General features: G+C 69.7%; 15 protein-coding genes. 10 read left to right on the forward strand and 5 right to left on the reverse strand.

Annotated elements, in window-relative coordinates:
* Window positions 1–57 precede the first annotated feature (57 nt).
* Window positions 58–351, reverse strand: coding sequence for a hypothetical protein (locus ACFXHE_RS04020; RefSeq protein ID WP_379379544.1), 294 nt, complete (start codon window positions 349–351; stop codon window positions 58–60).
* A 202-nt stretch (window positions 352–553) separates the two neighbouring features.
* Between ACFXHE_RS04020 and aroA the strand changes: the two genes are divergently transcribed.
* The 4 genes from aroA (at window position 554) to ACFXHE_RS04040 (ending at window position 3672) form a co-directional block, all read left to right on the forward strand.
* On the forward strand, window positions 554–1837 hold the full coding sequence (gene aroA / locus ACFXHE_RS04025; RefSeq protein ID WP_379379546.1) for a 3-phosphoshikimate 1-carboxyvinyltransferase: 1284 nt from the start codon (window positions 554–556) through the stop codon (window positions 1835–1837).
* Entirely contained in the window at window positions 1798–2841 is a 1044-nt protein-coding gene (gene rsgA / locus ACFXHE_RS04030) for a ribosome small subunit-dependent GTPase A (protein WP_379380387.1), read from the forward strand. Before aroA ends, rsgA begins: the two co-directional genes overlap by 40 nt.
* Before the next feature lie 72 nt (window positions 2842–2913).
* Window positions 2914–3132: a hypothetical protein gene (locus ACFXHE_RS04035; protein ID WP_379379548.1), complete on the forward strand. Its 219-nt coding sequence runs from the start codon at window positions 2914–2916 to the stop codon at window positions 3130–3132.
* Window positions 3133–3147: 15 nt separating this feature from the next.
* Window positions 3148–3672: a nitroreductase family deazaflavin-dependent oxidoreductase gene (locus ACFXHE_RS04040; protein ID WP_379379550.1), complete on the forward strand. Its 525-nt coding sequence runs from the start codon at window positions 3148–3150 to the stop codon at window positions 3670–3672.
* 57 nt (window positions 3673–3729) lie between these two features.
* Here the strand turns inward: ACFXHE_RS04040 and ACFXHE_RS04045 are convergent, their stop codons facing one another.
* Window positions 3730–6417 carry an AAA family ATPase gene (locus tag ACFXHE_RS04045; RefSeq protein ID WP_379379552.1) on the reverse strand — a complete coding sequence of 896 codons (2688 nt, stop codon included), beginning with the start codon at window positions 6415–6417 and terminating at the stop codon, window positions 3730–3732.
* A gap of 293 nt (window positions 6418–6710) precedes the next feature.
* Between ACFXHE_RS04045 and ACFXHE_RS04050 the strand changes: the two genes are divergently transcribed.
* Both ACFXHE_RS04050 and ACFXHE_RS04055 read left to right on the forward strand, forming a co-directional pair.
* Window positions 6711–6923 (forward strand): hypothetical protein, encoded by a 213-nt coding sequence (locus ACFXHE_RS04050; protein WP_379379554.1) that lies wholly within the window; start codon window positions 6711–6713, stop codon window positions 6921–6923.
* 101 nt (window positions 6924–7024) lie between these two features.
* Window positions 7025–7342 (forward strand): hypothetical protein, encoded by a 318-nt coding sequence (locus ACFXHE_RS04055; RefSeq protein ID WP_364607517.1) that lies wholly within the window; start codon window positions 7025–7027, stop codon window positions 7340–7342.
* 31 nt (window positions 7343–7373) lie between these two features.
* On the opposite strand, the gene ACFXHE_RS04060 is transcribed toward ACFXHE_RS04055, so the two are convergent.
* The 3 genes from ACFXHE_RS04060 to secA form a co-directional block, all read right to left on the reverse strand.
* Window positions 7374–9995 (reverse strand): AAA family ATPase, encoded by a 2622-nt coding sequence (locus ACFXHE_RS04060; protein ID WP_379379556.1) that lies wholly within the window; start codon window positions 9993–9995, stop codon window positions 7374–7376.
* A gap of 354 nt (window positions 9996–10349) precedes the next feature.
* Window positions 10350–10589 (reverse strand): hypothetical protein, encoded by a 240-nt coding sequence (locus ACFXHE_RS04065; protein ID WP_379379558.1) that lies wholly within the window; start codon window positions 10587–10589, stop codon window positions 10350–10352.
* Between the two features lie 182 nt (window positions 10590–10771).
* A complete protein-coding gene (gene secA, locus ACFXHE_RS04070; protein ID WP_379379560.1) occupies window positions 10772–13606 on the reverse strand; it encodes a preprotein translocase subunit SecA in 2835 nt (944 codons plus the stop codon).
* A 483-nt stretch (window positions 13607–14089) separates the two neighbouring features.
* On the opposite strand from secA, the gene ACFXHE_RS04075 reads away from it, so the two are divergent.
* The 4 genes from ACFXHE_RS04075 to ACFXHE_RS04090 all read left to right on the forward strand — a co-directional run bounded on the left by ACFXHE_RS04075 (window position 14090) and on the right by ACFXHE_RS04090 (window position 19166).
* Complete coding sequence (locus tag ACFXHE_RS04075; protein WP_379379562.1) at window positions 14090–15511, forward strand: wax ester/triacylglycerol synthase family O-acyltransferase; 1422 nt, start codon at window positions 14090–14092, stop codon at window positions 15509–15511.
* Window positions 15512–15563: 52 nt separating this feature from the next.
* A complete protein-coding gene (locus tag ACFXHE_RS04080) occupies window positions 15564–16094 on the forward strand; it encodes a DUF6912 family protein (protein WP_379380389.1) in 531 nt (176 codons plus the stop codon).
* 322 nt (window positions 16095–16416) lie between these two features.
* On the forward strand, window positions 16417–17580 hold the full coding sequence (locus ACFXHE_RS04085) for a ferredoxin reductase (protein ID WP_379379564.1): 1164 nt from the start codon (window positions 16417–16419) through the stop codon (window positions 17578–17580).
* A 131-nt stretch (window positions 17581–17711) separates the two neighbouring features.
* Window positions 17712–19166, forward strand: a complete 1455-nt coding sequence (locus ACFXHE_RS04090; RefSeq protein WP_379379566.1) for a fatty acid desaturase family protein — start codon at window positions 17712–17714, stop codon at window positions 19164–19166.
* Window positions 19167–19175 lie beyond the last annotated feature (9 nt).

Below are 19175 nucleotides of genomic sequence, written 5' to 3' on the forward strand. Positions count from 1 at the left end.
CGACCCTCCGGAATCCCAGGGATAGCCGGTCTCCGTACGGAGACCGGCATTTCGCGTTCAAGGAGCCGGCGGCAAGGGCGTGGGCGCGAAGAACTCCTCGAGCGGGGTGGGACCGGTATAGCGCTGACAGTTGCAGCGCGCCCAGGCTTTGATACCGGCGCCGGTCTTACGGAAGGTCTCGGCGTGGCAATGCCCCGCTTCGCGGTCGTGCAGGGCGAGGTCGTGGCCGCAGCCGCAGACGGCCGGCCCGGCCGCGGTGCCGGGTTTGCTGCGGCGGGAGCCGAATCGGCCCGCGAGCCAGCCGCCGCCGACGAGCGCGCCACCGATTACGAGACTGATGGGATCGATCACCCGAATAGTGTACGTACTCATATACGTATACGTCTAGGCTCGTCCATGCCCGACGGAACAACTGATCTGGTGAGTTCGGGGTAACTCATCGGGTACGGGCTCAGTCGGGCACGGCACCCGACCGCCGGTCCGCAACGCAAGTCCCGTGAGAATTATCGGTCGGCGAAAAGGCTCGGGGAGGCGGGAGTGCGAAGATGGCTTTGTGACTTTCTGGCCCGCGCCCCACGTCCGAATTCCCGTCCACGCGACAGTGACCCTGCCCGGGTCCAAATCCATTACCAATCGGGCGCTGATCCTCGCCGCGCTGGCGGATCGGCCGTCCACCATCACCGGCGCGCTGCGCAGCCGGGACACCAACCTCATGATCGCGGCGTTGCGGGCCATGGGCACCGGCATCGAGGGCGAGGGCGAGACGCTCACCGTCACCCCGCCCGCCGAATTCACCAGCGCCATGGTCGATTGCGGGCTCGCGGGCACCGTCATGCGCTTCCTGCCGCCGGTCGCGGCGCTGGCGCGCGGCGATGTCGCCTTCGACGGCGACGAGCAGGCGCGGGTGCGGCCACTCGGCACGATCCTGGACGCGCTGCGCTCACTGGGCCTCGATATCGACGGCAACCAGCTGCCCTTCGTGGTGCACGGCATGGGCGCGCTGCGCGGCGGGCCGGTCACCATCGACGCCTCGGGCTCCTCGCAGTTCGTGTCCGGGCTGCTGCTGTCGGCGGCGCGGTTCGAGCAGGGCGTCACCGTGAACCACGACGGCGCGGCGCTGCCGTCCATGCCGCACATCGAGATGACCGTGGAGATGCTGCGGCGGGCCGACGTTCGCGTGGACGCGCCCAACGATCCACGCAAGGCGCAGACCTGGACCGTGGCCCCCGGCCCGATCCGGGCGGTGGACTGGGAGGTCGAGCCGGACCTGTCCAATGCCACCCCGTTCCTGGCGGCGGCGGCCGTCACCGGCGGCGAGGTGAGCATTCCGCACTGGCCGCGGCTCACCACACAGCCGGGCGACGTGATCCGGGAGATCCTGGTGCGCATGGGCGCAGAGGCGCGCTTCTTCGACAGCGTGCTCACCGTGCGCGGGCCCGAGCGCCTGGCCGGCATCGACATCGACCTGCACGACGTGGGCGAGCTGACCCCGACCGTGGCCGCCCTTGCGGCACTGGCGGATTCGCCGTCCCGGCTGCGCGGCATCGCGCACCTGCGCGGGCACGAGACCGACCGGCTGGCCGCGCTCGCCACCGAGATCAACCGGCTGGGCGGCAAGGTCACCGAGACCGAGGACGGGCTGGCCATCGTGCCCAACCCGCTCACCGGCGGGCAGTGGCGCTCCTACGCCGACCACCGGATGGCCACCGCCGGCGCGATCATCGGCCTGGTGACACCGGGCGTGGAGATCGAGGACATCGGCACCACCGCCAAGACACTGCCGAACTTCGTCGAACTCTGGGACAGCATGCTCGGCTCGTCGGGAGCAGACCACTGAGGCGGCGCGAGTACGACGAGTCCGATGTCCGGGTACGCCCGGGCAAGGGCTCGCGTCCGCGCACCAAGACCCGGCCGCTGCACCTGGATGCCGAAGCGGCGATGGTGGTTTCGGTGGACCGCGGACGCTGGGGGTGCGTGCTGGACGGGGATCCGGACCGGCCGCTGACGGCCATGCGGGCGCGCGAGCTCGGCCGCACGCCGATCGTGGTCGGCGATCAGGTGGACGTGGTCGGCGACCTGTCCGGCAAGCCCGACACCCTGGCCCGCATCGTGCGGGTGGTCGATCGGCGAACGGTGTTGCGCCGCACCGCCGATGACACCGATCCGTTCGAGCGCGTGGTGGTGGCCAATGCCGAGCAGCTGTTCATCGTGGTGGCGCTGGCCGATCCGCCACCGCGCACCGGATTCGTGGAGCGGGCCATGGTGGCGGCGTATGTCGGTGGGCTGCAACCGATTCTGTGCCTGACCAAGCACGATCTGGCCGCCGACTCCGAATTCGCCTCGGCCTTCGAGGATTTGGATCTGACCATCGTCTACGGCGGCATCGAGGATCCGCTGGAGCCGGTGCTGGACCTGCTGGACGACAGGCTGACCGCGTTCATCGGGCACTCCGGGGTGGGCAAGTCGACCCTGGTGAACCGGCTGGTTCCGGAGGCGGAGCGCGCCGTCGGCGAGGTGTCCGGGGTCGGCAAGGGGCGGCACACCTCGACCCAGTCGGTGGCGCTGCCGCTGCCCGATGGCGGCTGGGTCGTCGACACGCCCGGTGTGCGCTCGTTCGGCCTGGCGCACATCACCCCCGACGACGTCATCCAGGCGTTCTCCGATCTGGCCGACGCCATCGAGAACTGCCCGCGCGGCTGCACCCACCTGGGCCCGCCCGCCGACCCGGAGTGCGCGCTCGACGAACTGCCCGGCAAGGAGCTCCGGGTCGCTGCCATCCGCCGCCTGCTCACCGCCCTCAATTCGAACGATCCGTGGTTCCGGGGCAGCAGCGACAGCTGAAGCTAGCCCTGAGTTAGCTGGGAAATCGCCCATTCGATACCTTTTGTGCATAACCGGCACGAAGGGATGGTCATGAGCGAAGAACTTCCCGAGTTGCAGCACGCCAATGGACGGCGGCACAGCGATGCCCGGCCCGCACCCGACGAGGCCGATCGATCGGGGCGGGAACAGGACGATTCCGGGCCGCGGGACCAGGACGAGACCCTGCCGCCCGCGCATCCGGACGACCGGTCCCCGGCCGACGCGCACGAATGGCAGGACGACTGGGATCGGGCGCGCTGGGCGCCCTAGCAACATAATCGGGGCATGGCATTCGCTGAATGGCGGCGCCGGCCCGAGGCGCCCGCCCGCTGGAACCCGCTCCCGCGGCTGGGCCGCGGCCTGGCCCGCCGCCGGACCGTCATGCGCATCGCACCGGCGGTGTTCGCGCTCGAACGCTTCACGCGGCGAGTGACGCACGGCCGCAAGGGAATACTCGATGTCGCGGGCCTGCCCGCGCTGCAGCTCACGGTGGCCGGCCGCCGCACCGGCCTGCCGCGCACGGTCAGCCTGCTCTACGTCCCGGACCCGTACGACGAGAAACGCTTCCTGATCGTCTCGTCGAACTGGGGCCTGCCCGAACAGCCGTCCTGGTCGGCCAATCTGCGCGGCGCCGAACGGGCCGAACTGCTGGTCCGCGGGGAACGGTTCCCGGTCGAGGTGCGGCAGCTGACGGGCGCCGAGCGGGATCGCGCGTGGCGGCGGGCGCTGGAGTTCTGGCCGGGTTACGCCATGGAGCAGCGACTCGCGGGCACTCGCCGTTTCCGGCTGTTCGAGCTCACCCGAACCTGATCCGAAAATTGCTGCTGGACATTAGCTGTCAGCGTTCGCGGCGGCCGGAACCGCGCCTCAGTGCGGGCGCGTCAGGCGCATGCCATTGTCGAAGTCGACGCCCCGCAGCTCGGCACGGCTGGTGAGGCCGAGCTTCTCGAGAATCCGGGACATGTGGTGCCCGACCGTGCGCGGGCTGACGAACAGTTCCGCGCCGATCTCCCGATTGGTGAGCCCCTGGGCGGCCAGCCGGGCCACCTGGGATTCCTGCGCGGTCAGCGGTGTCGAGCCGGCGCCGTGCTTGGCGCCGGTGCCGGTGAGGTCCAGCTCGGAGCGGGTGCGGGTGGCCCAGGCGGTGGCGCCGATGAGGTCGAAAGCGTCGGCGGCGGCGCGCAATTGCTCGGCGGCGTCGCGGCGGCGGCGAACCCGGCGCAGCCACTTGCCGTAGAGCAGCTGGGTACGGGCGCGGCCGAAGCTGGTATGCCGGGTGTCGCCGACCGCCAGGGCGCGGCGGTAGTAGTGCTCGGCGCGGTCCTCGTCGGCCAGCAGCGCCCGGCAGGAATAGGCGGTCGTCAGCGCCCAGCGGGCTCGCGTGCGCCGCGTCCAGGCCGCGATCAGCTCGGCGTACTCGGCGGCCTCGTCGAAACGGCCCACGCGGCAGGCGGCCTCGACCGTGTCGAGGGTGGCCAGCCGGGCCAGCGTGGGATGCGCGGCCTCGTGGCCGGGTAGGTAGAGCGCGCGCAGGCGTCGATAGGCCGACTCGGCATCCCCGGCGGTCAGCGAGTGGAAGCCGTGGTGCCAGTACGCGCCGCCGATCAGCGCCGACACCGCGTGTGGGCGGGCCAGGGCCAGCGCGCGATCCACGCTCTCGGCCACCGTGTTCGCGTCGCCGCGCTGGGCGGCCAGCCGGGCCCGCAGGTTCCAGCACTGGGCCAGGATATTGGCCGCGCCCGCGCCGGCGGCCAGGTCGAACGCCTCGGCCAGGGTGCTCTCCCCCGCCTCCCAGTGACCGGTGGCGAACTGCACCACGGCCAGTTGCGGCAGCACGCCGAGCGCGGCCGGCCGGCCGCCCGAATTGCGCAGGCCCCCGGCCACCCTGAGATACGGCTCCAGCGCCCGCTCGGCCAGACCCCACTCGAGCAGCTGCCCGGCCGGCGGCAGCAGATGTGCGGCCGCGATGGGTGAGGGCGCGGCCCCGGCCATTTCGAGCTGACCGTCCAGCGGCAGGTCCGTGGCGCGGCCCACCGACCAGGCCGCCCGGTCGGCGAGCAGCCGCAGGCCGGCCGCGAGGTCGGCGCCGCCGCCCTGCCATGGCGAATCCGGGGTCACGGCAGCGGTTTCCGGCATCGCGGCGGATGCGCGGATGGCCTCGGCATCACGCAGCAGCAGGATGTGCGCCTGGGCCGGGTCGCCGGTGACGAATTCCAGCAGGCCGGGCAGGCCGCCGCTGGCCGCGGCGATCGCGGCGGGCGTGGTGCGGGTCTCGGCGAGGGCGAGCAGACGCTGGGCCGACTCGATATCACCGCCCTCCCAGGCGAATCGGGCCGCACCGGCCAGCCGCACCCCGGCGGTGTCCGGGTCCGGGGTGATGGCCGCGGCGCGGCGCAGCACCGCGGCCGCGGCCAGCGTTCCGGCGCGGGCCCGCACCCGCTCGGCACCGTCGGCGAGCGACTGTGCCAGCGTGGGATTCGGGCCGTCGAGGACGGCGGCCAGCTGCCAGGTGCGCAGATCGCCGTTCTCGGGGCCGGGCAGGGCATCGGCCAGGGCCAGGTGGACGGTGCGGCGCTCGGCCGTGGACGCGGCGTCGTAGGCCGCGCCGCAGAGCAGCCGGTGCCGCATTTCGACGCGCCCGTCGGTGACCGTGAGCAGCCCGGCCGCCACCGCCGACTCCCAATCCGCCGCGGTGACACCGAGTTCGGTCGCGGCCGTCGCGACCGGGCACAGCGTGCCCCGATCCTCCGCGGCCACCACGGTCAGCAGAGTGCGCACCCGCGGCTCCAGGGCAGCCAGCCGATCGGCGCAGGCGGCACGCAGCCACGGACCGAAAGGCGCCGGTCCGCAGCCGATTCCGGCACCGTCCTCGGAGTCGATGGGAAATTCCTGCAGCGCCAGCGGATTGCCGTCGGCCAGCCGCAGCATGCGCGTCGCGCGCGGCTCGCCGATGCCGCCGGAGCGCAGGGCCAGCAGCCGTCGCGCGTGCACCTCGGTCAGCGGTGCGACCGGCAGCACGGGCAGCGGCTGCCACACCGTGGTGGCCGGGCATTCGCGCATCGCGGCCAGCAGCGCCACCCGGGCGGCGCCCAGGCGGCGCAGCGCGAAGGTGAGCGCCTGCCCGGTCTCGGCATCCACCCACTGGGCGTCGTCGACGATGAGCAGCAACGGCCGTTCCCGGGCGACCGTCGCCAGCAGTGTCACCAGGGCCGCGCCCACCAGGAAGCGGTCGGCCGGCCCGGCGTCCCGGCCGAGGGCCGCGGCCAGGGCCCGCGCCTGCGGGACGGGCAGCGCGGCGACCCGATCGATCAGCGAGAGCAGCAGTTCGTGCAGCGCGCCGAAATCCAGCTCCGATTCGGCGGGAAATCCGCGGCAGGTCACCACTCGAAAATCGGTGGCACGCAGTTCGGCATCGCGTAACAGTGCGGTTTTTCCGATTCCCGGTTCACCCCACAAGAGCAATCCCCCACCACGACCCGCGCGTGCCTCGCTCAATACACGAGACAACTCGGCCTGTTCTCGTTCCCTCCCCTGGAGCAACCGGATATCGCGCACATTGCAAGCTACCTCGGCCCCCGAGAGCCGGACAAACTCGAAGTCGCCGCCGTCCCATCGGCTGAGATCACCTGGGAGATATGCGATTCCGAGTCTTTCATCGATGACCGATACGATGACCGATACAGCGACCGATTTTGATTCGCATACTGTCGGCTAAAATGCTGCGCGAATTCGATAGAAAATCGGGCGACTCGCCCAATTCGATACCCATTGCATTCCCAGAAGATTGCGTGCTAAACATTCGTCATCAGCTGAATTTCCCCTGATTCGATTGATTCCAAGGAGATTTCATGCGCAAGATCCGTGTTCTGGGTGTGGCCGCCGCTGCCACCGGTCTGCTGTTCGCCGGTGCGGGCCTGGCTTCCGCCGACGGCACCGCCCCGACCACCCCCGCCACTCCGACCACCGGATCGGCCGAGATCCTCACCAACGTCATCAAGTCGCTGATCACCGGTAGCGCCTCCACCCCGGGCACGACCACGACCACCACCACCGGAAACTGATCCGACCGGTTCCCACGCCGTCCCGGATCGACGCCGAAGGGGGTCGCCGATCCCGGCGGCCCCGGGGTGCGGACACCGCCGGAAATAGTTAGCCTGCCGAGGTGGAAGACCGTGAGCGCAAGGAATTTTCGCCGCTCCTCGACGACGCCCTCGGGCCCGGCGCGCCCGTCACCCCGGAAGTCCGGATAGGGCGCAACGATCCGGACGGCGCGCTGCCGGAATGCGTGCGCTGTGGAAAGCCCGCCGCCCTGCACCTGCGGGCGGTGTGGCTTTCCACCCGCGCCGTGCTCGCCGGAGACACCGATGTGGACAACCTGATCCAGGTACACGCCTGCGGTGGCTGTGCGGGCAGCGTGGCCGGGATGATCCTCATCAACTGGGACCCGCGCTACTGGGGCGAGTCGGTCCACCTGGAATGACGCCCGGGAGCCTCACTCCGATACGAGAACTTCAGCGCGGCCGCACAATTCGCATGCCATTGTCGAAATCCACGTCGACCAGATCGGTCCGGCCGCTGAGCCCGAGCTTGCCGAACACCCGCGACAGGTGATGGCCCACCGTACGCGGGCTCAGGAACAGGTCGGTCCCGATCTCCCGATTGGTCAGGCCCTGCGCCGCCAGCCGCGCGACCCGCAGCTCCTGCGCCGTCAGCACCGAGGTCTCGCCGTGCGCGGTGACCGGTGCGGCCCGGCGGCCGGTCAGCTCGAGCTCCTGCCGGGCGCGCAGCACCCACTGGGCCGCACCCATGCCCTCGAACGCCTCGGCGGCCGTGCGCAATTGCTCGGCCGCGTCGGCGCGCCGCCGGGCCCGGCGCAGCCACTTGCCGTAGAGCAACTGGGTGCGGACATGATTCAGATCGTGGCGGGTGCGCCGGACGGCCAGCGCACGCCGGAAGTAGCGGTCGGCCCGATCGCCGGCGCACAGCAGTGCCCGGCAGGTGTAGGCGGCCGAGAGCGCCCAATCCGCGCGGGACCGCACCGCCCAATCCCGGATCTCCCCGTAGTATTCGAGCGCGTCGGCCTGCCGGCCGACCCGGGTGGCGGCCTCCACCAGCTCCACCGCGGCCAGCCGCGCGTAGGTCGGATGCCAGGCGTCGTGCCCCGGCTGGGCCAGGGTCCGCAGCCGCAGGTACGCGGTCTCCGGATCACCGAGGCTCAGCGCATGGAAGCCCAGATGCCAGTGCGCCGACGCGATGAGCGCATGCGACCGGCGCGGCCGCGCCAGCGCCAGCACCCGGTCCGCGCTGTCCAGCACCGTGTCCGAATCACCGTGCAGCGCGGCGATCTTCGCGCGCAGGGCCCAGCACTGGGCGAGCACGTTCTCCACCCCGCCCGCAGTGGCCAGCTCGAACGCCTCGGCCAGGGTCTGCTCGGCGGCCGCGAACCGGCCATTGGCGAACTGGATGATCGCCAGCTGCGGTAGTAGCGACACCGCGGCGGGCGCCGAACTGCCCCGCAGGTACGCCGCCGCCCGGGTGTACGGCTCCAGGGCCGCGTCCGCCAGCCCCCACAGCAGCACCAGTGGCGCCGGCGGCAGCGGCCGGATCATGGTGTGGAAGCGCGAAATACCCTCCCGCACGGTCATTTCCGCGGGATCCAGATCGAGGACGCCGTGCCCGGCCACCCAGCGCGCGCGTTCGGCGTCGATCCGGAGGAGCGCGGCCGTCTCGGGATCCACCAGCTCGGCATCGCGCAACAGCAGCCGGCTCGCCCGCTCCGGTTCTCCCGCAACGAATTCCAGCAGCCCGGCCAGCCCGCGCCCGGCCACCGCGGCCCGCTCCGGCCCGAGCCGGGCGGTGGCACGATCGAGCAGGCCGCGCGCGGAGGCGATATCGCCGCCCGCCCAGGCGGATCGACCGGCCGCGGCCAGCCGCTCCCCCGCCCGCTCCGGATCCGGCGTGATGGCGGCGGCCTGTCGCAGCATGGCCGCGGCGGTCATGTGCCCGTGATCCGAGCCGGCGGCCGCCGCGGTCAAGGCCGCGGCCAGCTCCTCGTCGGGGCACTCGGCGGCCATGGCCCGGTGCCAGATACGCAGATCCGCCGTGCCCGGCCCGGTCAGCGCGTCCGCCACGGCCAGCTGCGCGGCGCGGCGCTCGGCGGCCGTGGCGGCATCGTGAACGGCGGCGCACAGCAAGGCGTGGGCACGTTCCACCCGGCCGTCGCCGACCGTGAGCAGGCCTGCGGCCGTAGTGAATTCCCACGCGGCGGCATCAACGCCGAGGGCCGCCGCGGCGGCGGTCACGATACCCAGCACGCCGCGGGTCTCGGTGGCGGCGACGGTCAGCAGCACACGCACCCCGGCGGGCAGCGCGGCGACGCGATCGTGGAAGGCCGCGCGCAGTCCGGGTCCCAGCGCCATCGGCTCGGGCGCGGTGCCCGCGAGATCACCGACGACATCCGGCAATTCGTGCAGGGCCAGCGGATTGCCACCGGCCACGGCGAGGATCCGGGCCAGCCGCAACGCGCCCAGCGGGCCGTGCCGCTCGGCGACGAGACAGCGTGCGTCGGCCTCGGGCAGGCCGGTGACCGGCAGCGCGGGCAGTTCCCGCCAGAGCGTGTCGGCCGGATCGTCGCGCAGCGCCACCAGCAGCGTCACCGGCGCCGCGGTCAACCGGCGGATGGCGAACACGAGCGCCTGCGCCGACTCCGGATCCACCAGCCGGGCCTGGTCCACGACCAGCAGCAGTGGACCCTCGGCCGCGAGCGCCGACAGCAGCCGCACCAGGGCGGCGCCGACCAGGAAGGCGTCGGCCGCACCCGCGTGCAGGCCGAGCACCACGCCCAGGGCCCGGGACTGGGCGGTGGGCAGCGTCGGCAGCCGGTCGGCCACCGGCAGCAGAAGTTCGTGCAGGGCAGCGAAATTCAGTTCGGATTCGGTGCTCATGCCCTGACAGCGCAGCACCCGGAAATCGGCGGCGCGATCGACGGCGGTGCGCAGCAGCGCGGTCTTGCCGATGGCCGGATCGCCGTACAGCACCAGCGCCGATCCCCGCCCCGACCGGGCCGCCGCGAGAGCGCGATCCAACTGGCTCCGTTCGCGTTCCCGCCCGTAAAACTTCAGATCCTCCCACACATCCGGGAATTTAACTCAGCTAATAGAGCGCAACCAAGCTACCGCCGAGTAAATGGCACAAAATGTCTCGAATGACACACATCACAAATTTGAGGGGAGTAATTCAATTAACGCGCAACCCGGTTCGCGCGATAAAAATGCCCTTGATTGCGATCCCAGCGAAGTGAAAAGGGTACGAATGGGATTCGGATCGGCGGCAGGCCGCAAGGACCGCACCCAGAGACCGAATACCCCCTTGCCGGGCCGCCGAAACACCTGAGCGGCAGTAATTTTCACCGAACACCGAAAATGACAGTGCCCCCGGCGATTTCGCCGAGGGCACGGTTTCCGCGCGAGCCGGGGACCGGCGTTCGATCAACGGAAGATGGTCATGTACCACAGGCCGTCGGAGCCCTGATCGCACCGCCACTGCCAGCCGTCCTCGCCGCGCAGCTGCACGCCGCCCGCCTGGAACTGGCCGCCATTGCCGTCGGCGGCGCAGGCGTCGACGGTGGCGTAGTTACCGTCGACCGTCAGGGTCTCCGCGTGCGCGGTCGCGGCGCCCAGCCCGGCGATGCCCAGGGCCATGGCGGTGAGGGCAAAAGTCTTGCGCATGATCGTGATTCCTTCCTGCTCGGCCGCCCCACGGCGACCGGACTGGAACCCATTTCAGCGAACCGATCGTGACTGTTTCATGACCACGCGAAAACCGCTGGTCCAGACCGGAAAACACGACGCCCCGGGTGTGAACACCCGGGGCGCAGTGCGTTTCGATTCGCGCGGTGGCGGCGCCTGGCTCAGTGGCGGCGCTTGGAGCGCGGGGCGCGGTCGGCCTTGCCCTGGGCGCGGGCCGCCTCACGGCGCTCGCGGCGGGTGCCGCCCTGCCCGTCCTCGAGGCCGTACTCGTCACGGTCGCTGCGGATGGCGGCGTGACCGCCCTCGTCCGGACCGGAGTAGGACAGGCCGCGCGGACCGGACTCGTCGATGCCCTTGGCGCGCAGGGCCGCCGGGGCGCCATTGCCGTTGGCGGCCGCGTCCTCCTCGGTGGGGAGCGGGCGGTTGCCGACCGGCGACTGCAGGCCCGCGGCCACGTTCACGCCGACCGGCTGCGGCTGCTGCACCTCGACCTGGAGGTTGAACAGGAAGCCGACCGACTCCTCCTTGAGGCCCTCGAGCATGGCCGCGAACATGTCGAAGCCCTCGCGCTGGTACTCGACCAGCGGGTCGCGCTGCGCCATGGCGCGCAGGCCGATGCCTTCCTTGAGGTAGTCCATCTCGTAGAGGTGCTCACGCCACTTGCGGTCCAGGACGCTCAGCAGGATCTGGCGCTCCAGATTGCGCATGCTGCCCTCGCCCGCGAGGCCGTCGATCTCCGACTCGCGGTTGTCGTAGGCGGCGTGCGCGTCCTCGAGCACCGCGTCCAGCAGCTCCTCGCGGGTCAGCTCGCCGACCTCGCCGCCGTCGCTCTCGCCGGTGAGGTCCTTGTAGTCGATGCCGATGGGGTACAGCGTCTTCAGCGCGCCCCACAGCTTCTCCAGATCCCAGTCCTCGACATAGCCCTCGGCCGTGGCGCCATTGACGTAGGCGGTGATCACGTCGGTGATCATCTCCTGCACCTGGCCCTCCATGTCCTCGCCCTCGAGGATGCGGGCGCGCTCGGCGTAGATCACCTTGCGCTGCTGGTTCATGACCTCGTCGTACTTGAGGACGTTCTTGCGGATCTCGAAGTTCTGCTGCTCGACCTGGGTCTGCGCGGACTTGATGGCACGCGAGACCATCTTGGCCTCGATCGGCACATCGTCGGGCAGGTTCAGCCGGGTCATGATCGACTCGAGCGCGGCGCCGTTGAAGCGCCGCATCAGCTCGTCGCCCAGCGACAGGTAGAACCGGGACTCGCCCGGGTCGCCCTGACGGCCGGAACGACCGCGCAGCTGGTTGTCGATGCGCCGCGACTCGTGCCGCTCGGTGCCCAGCACGTAGAGGCCACCCGCGTCGCGGACCGCCTCGGCGTCCTCGTCCACCTGCTCCTTGACCCGCTCCAGGGTCGGGTGCCAGTGGGCCTCGTACTCGTCCGGGGTCTCCACCGGGTCCAGGCCCTGCCGGCGCAGCAGGATGTCGGCGATGATGTCCGGGTTGCCGCCCAGCACGATGTCGGTACCACGGCCGGCCATATTGGTGGCGACGGTGACCGCGCCCGGGCGACCCGCCTCGGCGACGATCTGCGCTTCCTGCTCGTGGAACTTGGCGTTCAGCACGTTGTGCGGGATACCGCGCTTGGTCAGCAGCTTGGACAGGTACTCCGAGCGCTCGACCGAGGTGGTGCCGACCAGGACCGGCTGGCCCTGCTCGTGTTTCTCCTGGATATCGTCGGCGACCGCGGCGTACTTGGCCTCTTCGGTCTTGTAGATCAGGTCGGACTGATCCTGGCGAACCATCGGCTTGTTGGTCGGGATCGGCACCACGCCCAGGCCGTAGGTCTGGTGCAGCTCGGCCGCCTCGGTCTCGGCGGTACCGGTCATGCCGGACAGCTTGTCGTAGAGGCGGAAGTAGTTCTGCAGCGTGATCGTGGCCAGCGTCTGGTTCTCCGGCTGGATCTCGACGCCTTCCTTGGCCTCGATCGCCTGGTGCATGCCCTCGTTGTAGCGGCGGCCCACCAGGATTCGGCCGGTGAACTCGTCGACAATGATGACCTCGCCGTTGCGGACGATGTAGTCCTTGTCCTTCTGGTACAGCTCCTTGGCCTTGACGGCGTTGTTCAGGTAGCTCACCAGCGGCGAGTTGGCGGCCTCGTACAGGTTGTCGATGCCCAGCTGGTCCTCGACGAATTCGACGCCCGCCTCGTGCACACCGATGGTGCGCTTCTTGATGTCGACCTCGTAGTGCAGGTCCTTCTTCAGCAGCGGCGCGATACGCGCGAACTCCGCGTACCACTTCGAGGAGGCGTCGGCCGGGCCCGAGATGATCAGCGGGGTGCGGGCCTCGTCGATGAGGATGGAGTCCACCTCGTCGACGATGGCGAAGTTGTGCCCGCGCTGGACCAGATCGTCCAGCGAGTGGGTCATGTTGTCGCGCAGGTAGTCGAAGCCGAACTCGTTGTTCGTGCCGTAGGTGATGTCCGAGGCGTAGGCCTCGCGGCGCTCGGCCGGGGTCATGCCGCCCAGGATCACGCCGACCTCGAAGCCGAGGAAGCGGTGCACGCGGCCCATCCACTCGGCGTCACGCTTGGCCAGGTAGTCGTTGACGGTGACGACGTGCACGCCCTCCCCGGAGATGGCGTTGAGGTAGGCGGGCAGCACACAGGTCAGGGTCTTGCCCTCACCGGTCTTCATCTCCGCGACATTGCCGATGTGCAGGGCGGCGCCGCCCATGATCTGCACCTTGTAGTGCTTCTGGTTGAGCACTCGCCAGGACGCTTCCCGCGCGGTCGCGAAGGCTTCCAGCAGCAGCTCGTCGAGGCTCTCGCCGTCGGCGTAGCGCTGCTGGAACTCCGCGGTCTTGGCCTGCAGCTCGGCGTCGGTGAGGGCCGTGTACTCCTCGTCGAGGGCGATGACCTCGTCCGCCAGACTTGCCAGCCGCTTGACCGTGCGACCTTCACCAATCCGTAGCAACCTTGAAAAACTCAGCGCAGGCACGGGTCTTGTAGTCCTCTGGTCGGTGTTGTCGGTAGCCCCCACCATGGCGGGAAGCCTGCGCGCGGGCGCGCAATCACTAGCCATGGTAATCCGGAGCCCATCGTAGGTGCTGAACTGCGCGGGCGAGGGCGTGCGTGCTGAGGGAAAGCTGTGAAACCGGGCCGCCCGCACGGTTGCCCGGGAGCCGATCGGAGGCGCCAGCGACCGTTCAGCGAATGATCTTGCGTCCGAGGCTGATTCGTTACCCCTGACGTAGGATGTAGGGGGTCCGGCGTGCGGAGGCCTGCGCCCGCGCACCCGGAGCAGGGGACACCGCTGACGGTGTGTGATCTCGGGCAGTGCCGCCCATCCATTCCCCCAGGTGATCGGATTGCGATAGCTTGCCTTCGAAGAATGCCACGGCAACATTCGATGGAAGAACCGCCGGCGCCTAGGCAGGGGGACACTGCGGGCGCAGGCAGGGACTAGGGAGTAGCGGGCAGCGTGATCACCAGACTGACGCCGCAGGACGCGTCGTTCTACCGGCTGGAATCCAGCAGCAACCCCATGCATATCGGTTCCCTGGCCATCCTGCGCAATCCCGCGCCGGCCGGAAACTCGGGGCACGGGCCGCTGGATTATGACCGGCTGGCAACCCTGGTCGAGTCGCGACTGCCGCTGGTGCCGCTGTACCGCCGCAAGGTGCGGGAGATCCCGTTCACGCTGGGCCGCCCGGTGTGGGTGGACGACAGCCACTTCGACATCACCTATCACATCCGCCGCTCCGCCCTGCCCGAGCCGGGCACCGACGAGCAGCTGCTGGACCTGGTGGCGCGGCTGGCGTCACGCCCCCTCGACCCCTCCCGGCCGCTGTGGGAGATGTATCTGGTCGAGGGCCTGTCCGAGGGCCGCTGCGCCATCTTCACCAAGACCCATTCGGCCCTGGTCGACGGGGACAGCGCGCTCGAGATCGGGCATGTGATCCTGGACACCTCGACCGCGCCCCGCGAGGTCGCCGACGACGCCTGGATCGCCCATCGCGAGCCCGCCGACCTCGAACTGCTGCTCGGCGCGGTGCTGCACCTGGCCACCCAGCCGCGTGAGGGCCTGGAGGTGGCCCGACACCACGCGGCCGAGGCCTTCGCCATGGTCGACGCCACCGGCAAGGCGGTGCAGAAGCTGGTGTCCATGGTCCGGGCCGCGGCCATCGGCGCGCCCGACAGTCCCCTGAACACCCGCACCTCGCGCAATCGCCGGTTCGAGGTGGTGCGCACGGAGCTCGAGGACTACCGCAAGATCCGCAAGCGGTTCGACTGCTCCATCAACGACGTGATCCTCGCGGTGGTGACGGGGGCGCTGCGCAATTGGCTGCTCTCGCGCGGGCAGGTGCTGACCGAGGCCGACGCGCTGCGGGCGGTCGTTCCCATGTCGGTCTACGCCGACGGACCGAACGGTGAGCTCAAACCCGCGGGCGAGGTCACCTCGCTGCTGGTGGATCTGCCGGTGGGCGAACCGAATCCGGTGATCCGCATGGAGCACATCAAGCACGCGACCGAGCCCCATTCCCGGCATCAGCTCGGGGTCCGCGCCCGCACGCTGATGCACATGGCCGGATTCGCTCCGGCGAGCCTGCATGCCATGAGCGTGCGGTCGGCGAGTACTTTTGCAGAGCACACGTTCAATCTGGTGATCACCAACGCGCCGGGTCCGCAGCAGCCCATGTACATCGGGGGCGCGCGGATGCTGGAGATGTACCCGGTGTCGCCGCTGCTGCGCTTTCAGGCTCTGAGCATCGGGCTCACGTCCTACGACGGACGGGTGTTCTACGGACTCACCGCCGATCGCGACGCCATGGCGGACATCGCGGTGCTGACCGCTTCGGTGCACGAGTCGATGGAGGAGATGCTCGGTGCCTGCGTCCAGTGAGTCGTCCCGCGTCTCGAAGAAGCTACGGGTCTACGTCCCGGCCACGGTGCCGATGCTGCGGGAACTGGTCGCCGACCGCGAGATTCGCGCGCTCAACGACACCGCCTTCGCGGTGACGCCGGCGCTGCGCGAGGCCTATGCCTCCGGCGACGACGAGGAGCTGGCCGAGGTCGCCATGGCCGAGGCCGCACGCGCCTCGCTGCGACTGCTCGCCGAGGAACAGGCCGCCGCGGAGGTACGCGGCGATCGTGCGGGCGACGAATCCGGCGACGAATCCGATCCCGCCCCGGCCGGACCGGTCTTCCGCCGCGCGGTCATCGCCGCGGATGTGGACGGCGCGACCCTGCGCCCGGATCTGGACGACGCCGTGGTGCGGCTGTCCGGCCCGATCGCCTACGACCGCATCGCGTCCATCCACGTGGACCTGGCCGAGGCCGAGTCCGAGGTCGCCAAGGCCGTCGAGGTCATCGACGCCGCCGACATGGGCGACGCCGACGCCGAATTCGTGCTCGGCGACGCCGAGGACCACCAGCTCGCCTGGTACGCAGCGCAAGAACTCCCCTTCCTGCTCGATCTGCTGTAACCCACAGGCAGGTTCGCGTAAACCCACAGGTTCGCGGCCGTCTCGATTCTGGACTGACGGAGCGGGGGAGCGAAGCGGAGGAGCGGAGGAGGGGAGCGAAGCGGAGGAGCGGAGGAGGGGAGCGAAGCGGAGGAGCGGAGGAGGGGAGAATCGAGACCTCAGGGCCGCGAACCCGCCCCGGAGCGAAGCGGAGGGGCAATCCAACCCCGCCCCCGTAACCTACGATGCCGTAACCTTGCTGTGATGGTTGCTCATCACATGGGCGACAGGCGTACGACGACGCGCTGACCAGCGCGCACGACGACAGGAAGCGTTCCGGGATATGGCATCGAAGAGTGGTGGGTTCTCCGTGCGAGGACTGCGGGACTGGCTGGAAGCCCCCGTGGCCGAAGGCGGCACCGGCGGACGGACTCCCCTCGACGCGCTGCGCGGCGCCGCGGCGCGCATCACCACTCCCCTGCTGCCCGACGACTACCTGCACCTGGTGAACCCGCTGTGGTCGGCGCGCGAGCTGCGCGGCCGCATCGTGGAGGCGCGCAAGGAGACCGCGGATTCGGCCACCCTGGTGATCAAGCCGGGCTGGGGTTTCGACTTCAAATTCGAGCCGGGCCAGTACATCGGCATCGGCGTGCTGGTGAACGGCCGCTGGCACTGGCGCTCGTATTCGCTGACCTGCCCGCCGGATTGGACCGGCGACAGCGCGCACAAGGGCAGGCGGCTCATCTCCATCGCGGTGAAGGCGATGCCGGAGGGCTTCCTGTCCAGCCACATCGTCTCCGGGGTGCCGGCCGGGACCATCGTGCGGCTGGCCGCGCCGCAGGGCGGATTCGTGCTGCCGGATCCGGCACCGTCCAAGGTGCTGTTCCTGACCGCGGGCTCGGGCGTCACGCCCGTCATGGCCATGCTGCGCACCATGGATCGCCGCAATGCGGTCCCGGATGTCATGCACATCCACTCCGCCCGCACCCCCGACGACGTGATGTTCGGTGACGAGCTGCGCGACATGCACGACCGGCACCCGGGTTTCACCGCGCACCTGCACCTCACCGGCGGGCAGGGCAAGTTCGCGCTCGCCGATCTGGACCAGGTGGTGCCGGACTGGCGCGAGCGCGAGGTCTGGGCCTGCGGACCGCTGCCCATGCTGGACGAGATCGAGAAGCATTGGGCCGCCGCCGGTCTGGAGTCCAAGCTGCACGTGGAGCGCTTCGAGATCGAGCGCAACGCCACCGCCGAGGGCGGCACCGTCACCTTCGCCAAGGCCGGCCGCTCCGCCGAGGTGGACGGCGCGACCACGCTGCTGCAGGCCGGTGAGGGCGCGGGCGTGCAGATGCCGTTCGGCTGCCGCATGGGCATCTGCCAGACCTGCGTGGTCACGGTCACCGAGGGCCATGTGCGCGATCTGCGCAACGGCAAGGAGCACCGCGCCGGGGACAAGATCCAGACCTGCATCTCGGCCGCAGCGGGTGACTGCACCCTCGAAGTATGACGCGCACACAGTGTGAGACGGCCCCGCCCGAGAACGGCTACCCTCGATAGCAATCGAGCCTGAACACGGTCCCATCGGGACCGACCACCCGCGCAGCGGTGCGAGGCAGATCAACCACGGAAGGACTGCCGGTGGCCATCACCGACATCAAGGCATTCGCCCATCTGACGGCGGCCGATATCGAGACCCTGGGTCAGGAGCTCGACACCGTTCGGCGCGATATCGAGCACTCGCTCGGTGAACGCGATGCCCGCTACATCCGGCGCACCATTGCGGCACAACGGATTCTGGAGGCCGCCGGCCGCGCCACGCTCTTCGCGTCGAAGAAGCGCTGGGCGTGGCTGACCGGCACCGCACTGCTGTCGGTCGCCAAGATCATCGAGAACATGGAGCTCGGGCACAACATCAGCCACGGGCAATGGGATTGGATGAACGACCCGGAGATCCACTCCACCACCTGGGAGTGGGATATGACGGGCACCTCGGCGCAGTGGAAAGCCGCGCACAACTATTCGCATCACATGTACACCAACATCCTCGACATGGATGACGATCTGGGCTTCGGCATCCTGCGCATGACGCGCGACGAGGAATGGAAGCCGATCAATCTGGCGCAACCGGTCGCGAATCTGTTTCTGGCCGCGCTGTTCGAGTGGGGCATCGCGCTGCACGATCTGGCGGCCACCAAGGAACAGATGGGTGTGCCCCCGAGCCGGTTCTTCCCCCCGCGCCACATCGTCAACGAACCGAACAGGGCGTTCTGGCGCAAGGCCGGTAAACAGGTCGCCAAGGATTTCGTGATCTATCCGGCGCTCACCGGTCGTGCCTGGAAGTCGACACTGAAGGCGAATGCCACCGCGAACCTGATTCGCAATCTGTGGGCGTACGCGGTCATCTTCTGCGGCCATTTCCCGGACGGCGCCGAGAAGTTCACCGTGGATCAGTTCGAGAACGAGACGCAGGGCGAGTGGTACCTGCGTCAGATGCTGGGCAGCGCCAATTTCGATGCCGGCCCGGTGATGGCGTTCATGAGCGGCAATCTGAGCTACCAGATCGAGCACCACCTGTTCCCGGATATTCCGAGCAATCGGTATCCCGAGGTCTCGGTGAAGGTGCAGGAGCTGTGCGACAAGTACGACCTGCCGTACACCACCGGCTCGCTGGGCAAGCAATACCTGTTGGCATTCCGCACGATTCACAAGCTGGCGCTGCCGGACCAGTGGCTCAAGCGGACCTCCGACGACGCGCCGGAGACCTCCTCGGAGCGCAAGTTCGCGGGCATCTCGCTGCCGTCCATGCCGACGTGGAACGGCAGTGAATGGCTGGCCGAGCACAGCGCGAGCGAGTGGCTGGCCGAGCACCAGCCGCGCTGGGGCCTGGACCCCGAGACCGGTGAGCGTCGCGGGCTGCGGTCGGCCATGCAGGAGGCCAAGGTGGCGCTCAAGGAGAAGGCCGCGCACGAGAAGCAGGTGTTGCGCGAGGCCAAGGCCGCACTGCAGGAAAAGGCGCGGACGGAAAAGGCCGCGCTGGCCGATAAAGCACAACGCGGAGGCTGGTTCTCGCGTAAACTCCGGCGCAATCGTTAGCAGAGTCGC

It is taken from the genome of Nocardia sp. NPDC059229, assembly GCF_042754165.1.
Lineage (GTDB): Bacteria > Actinomycetota > Actinomycetes > Mycobacteriales > Mycobacteriaceae > Nocardia.

What these genes read in the sequence shown, in the direction of transcription:
- ACFXHE_RS04035 (WP_379379548.1), top strand. Translation starts at nt 2,914, where the DNA reads ATGAGCGAAGAACTTCCCGAGTTGCAGCACGCCAATGGACGGCGGCAC.
- ACFXHE_RS04040 (WP_379379550.1), top strand. Translation starts at nt 3,148, where the DNA reads ATGGCATTCGCTGAATGGCGGCGCCGGCCCGAGGCGCCCGCCCGCTGG.
- ACFXHE_RS04050 (WP_379379554.1), top strand. Translation starts at nt 6,711, where the DNA reads ATGCGCAAGATCCGTGTTCTGGGTGTGGCCGCCGCTGCCACCGGTCTG.
- ACFXHE_RS04065 (WP_379379558.1), bottom strand. Translation starts at nt 10,589, where the DNA reads ATGCGCAAGACTTTTGCCCTCACCGCCATGGCCCTGGGCATCGCCGGG.
- ACFXHE_RS04080 (WP_379380389.1), top strand. Translation starts at nt 15,564, where the DNA reads ATGCTGCGGGAACTGGTCGCCGACCGCGAGATTCGCGCGCTCAACGAC.
- ACFXHE_RS04085 (WP_379379564.1), top strand. Translation starts at nt 16,417, where the DNA reads ATGGCATCGAAGAGTGGTGGGTTCTCCGTGCGAGGACTGCGGGACTGG.